Here is a 2850-nt window from a genome sequence, read left to right on the forward strand (position 1 = left end):
GGGAAATCCTCATTTGCTAATGCCCTAATTGGTGAATCCGTTCTTCCTGTTTCCCCGAATCCGACTACGGCGGCAATTAATAAGATTCAAGCAGCTGACCATAATCATGATCATGGAACTGCAAATGTGACACTTAAAACAGCTGACATGCTGCTTGAGGATGTTTCAATCGCTCTGGATGCGTTTGGGCAAAAAGCTGTATCGCTGGATCTTGCTTACGAAACCGCTGCTCGTTTACTCAATGAAACGAGTATTGATAAAGGAAAGACGCATTTATCTTTCCTCAGAGCATTTGTTCAAGGCTATCCTGAGCACAGCGGAGATTTAGGTACAACAATAACCGTTGACTTAACAGGCTTTAAAGCTTACGCCGCAGAAGAAGCAAAGTCCTGTTTTGTGGATTTAATTGACTTGTATTATGACTGCGCCCTTACCAAGCAGGGGATGGTGTTAGTGGATACACCGGGTGCAGATTCAATCAATGCGCGTCATACGGGTGCTGCCTTTGAATACATCAAAAATGCGGATGCGATCCTTTTTGTGACGTACTATAATCATCCATTTTCGAAGGCAGACCGGGAATTCCTCATTCAACTCGGACGTGTTAAGGATTCCTTCGCCATGGATAAAATGTTTTTTGTGGTTAATGCAGTCGATTTAGCTCAGGATAATGAAGAACTGGATGAAGTAATTGATTATGTACAAAATCAACTTGGTGGATTTGGAATTCGTTTTCCTAAATTATTTTCTGTTACAAGTAAAGGGGCTCTTGCAGAAAAACAAGCTGAACAATCTTTCTCCCATCATTTTTTACAGGATAGCGGGATGAAGCATTTTGAAAAAGTATTTCATGCGTTTATTGAACAAGATTTAACGAATTTGGCTATCGTATCTGCAATGGCAGCAATCGCTAGAACCGAAACCCTGTTGCAAGAAGTAGTAACGACGTCTAAACAAGATGAAGCATCTAAGGCTGCTGCACTTCGTCAGTTAGCAGAAGATTATCAACAAGTCCTTAGATTAGCTGCTGACATACAAGATGATGCAGAACAGCAAAAACTACGGAAAGAAATTGATGAATTAATTTATTATAGCAAGCAACGTGTGTTCTTCCGATTTGCAGACTTTTTTAAAGAATCATTTAATCCAGCGGTCATTAAAGAAGGGGAAGACCTTAAAACTGTACTTCGAGAAACGCTTCAAAACTTTTTAACCGCAATCGGTTTCGATTTTGGGCAAGAAATGAGAGCAACTTCCTTAAGGACGGAAATGACTGTTCATAAGTTGGTAAGAGAAAAACAAGCTTCCTTTATAGAACAGGCTCAACGTGTCAAAAAAACATTATCACTGCAGTCTTATGATCCTGTGAAAAAAGAAACACTTGAATTCCAACCAGCCTTTCATAATCTTTCCGATCAAGAGTTTAGAAAAGAACTAGGGTTGTTTAAAAATCCAAAAGCTTTCTTTGAAAAAAATGAAAAAGTTATCATGAGTCAGGCACTTCAGGAACGCTTAGATCCCTTAGCGCTTGCCTATGTAAATGAACAGGGGAATCGTCTGTATGAAGAGTATTCCGTGCATCTTCACAATGAAATAGCCTCTCTTAAGCAGGCGACGATTGCAGAAACGGAGGATATATTTGCCGGACTGAAGGCGGGCTTGGAAGAAACCGTGGATGCTGACTATTTCGAGAAAATAATCAAAAAGGTTCAGAGAATTGTACAGGACTAGGTTGGTAGTAAAGGAGAATGTAAATGAAGATGATCCTTGAGGCACATGAAGTATTGGAAAAACTGAATGAACCGGATGTTAGACTTGTCGATTGCCGGTTTGCACTTGGTAAGCCCGATATGGGGAAAACCGAATATGATCGTGATCATATTCCTTCGGCCGTGTTCTTTGATTTGGAGCGTGATTTGTCTGGAAGCGTTCAGGTTCACGGCGGGAGACATCCTTTACCTGACATCAGTGTACTTAAAAAAAGATTAGAGAATTCAGGCATCAGTCGTTCGACCACTGTCATTGCTTATGATGATGGACACGCTGCAGGGGCTGCTCGTTTTATCTGGATTTTAATGTATCTGGGCCATTCTAAGGTGTTTCTTCTAAACGGCGGTTATTCGGCTTGGAAAGAAAGCAATTATCCGATTACCAGTGACATTCCTACATTCAACCGAGTTGATTTTCTTGTCGACATTAATGAAGACCTAGTGGCAAGATATGATGAGGTTGTTCGTTTCTCGCAAAACGATTCCAAAACAGTTCTGATTGATTCAAGAGAAAATCAACGGTATACAGGACGTGAGGAACCCATTGATAAAAAAGCTGGACATATACCTGGAGCCATCAACTATTATTGGGAAGATTCCTTTAGCAATGGATACTTTCTACCAAGAGAAGCGCAGAAAAAGCGCTTTAGTCAATTAGATCCCGATCAAGAAGTTATTGTGTATTGTGGATCGGGTATCACTGCGGCGGCTAACTTTATGGCTCTAAAGGACGCAGGATTTAAACGGGTAAAACTCTATACGGGCAGCTTTAGTGATTGGATTTCTTATGAAGATAATCCAGTCATCACTGATGTCGAACTAGAGTGAATAGGATGAAAACACTCCCTTTCAGAGATTCTTATGATAAGATACAAGCAGACAATCTTTTGAGGTGAGTAAACGTGAAATTGGATGAAAACAATCAGATGCCTTCCTTCATGCTTGTAGATGGAATGGCCCTTTTATTTAGAGCATTTTATGCAACAGCCGTTACCGGTCAGTTCATGATTAATTCAAAAGGCCTGCCGACAAACGCGGTTCAAGGTTTTCTAAAGCATATGCTTACAGCAGTCAACCATTT

The 2850-nt window shown here is 40.6% G+C and carries 2 protein-coding genes and 1 pseudogene; all 3 read left to right on the forward strand.

Going from position 1 to position 2850, the window contains the following annotated elements; all coding sequences use genetic code 11:
• Positions 1 to 1731 (forward strand): dynamin family protein (locus AC52RT_RS17680; RefSeq protein WP_495541967.1); only part of this gene is annotated, 1731 nt, incomplete at its 5' end.
• Between the two features lie 23 nt (positions 1732 to 1754).
• On the forward strand, positions 1755 to 2597 hold the full coding sequence (locus AC52RT_RS17685; protein ID WP_495541968.1) for a sulfurtransferase: 843 nt from the start codon (positions 1755 to 1757) through the stop codon (positions 2595 to 2597).
• Between the two features lie 98 nt (positions 2598 to 2695).
• A pseudogene (locus AC52RT_RS17690) lies at positions 2696 to 2850 on the forward strand (5'-3' exonuclease); the annotation flags it as partial.

It is taken from the genome of Peribacillus sp. (assembly GCF_059453735.1).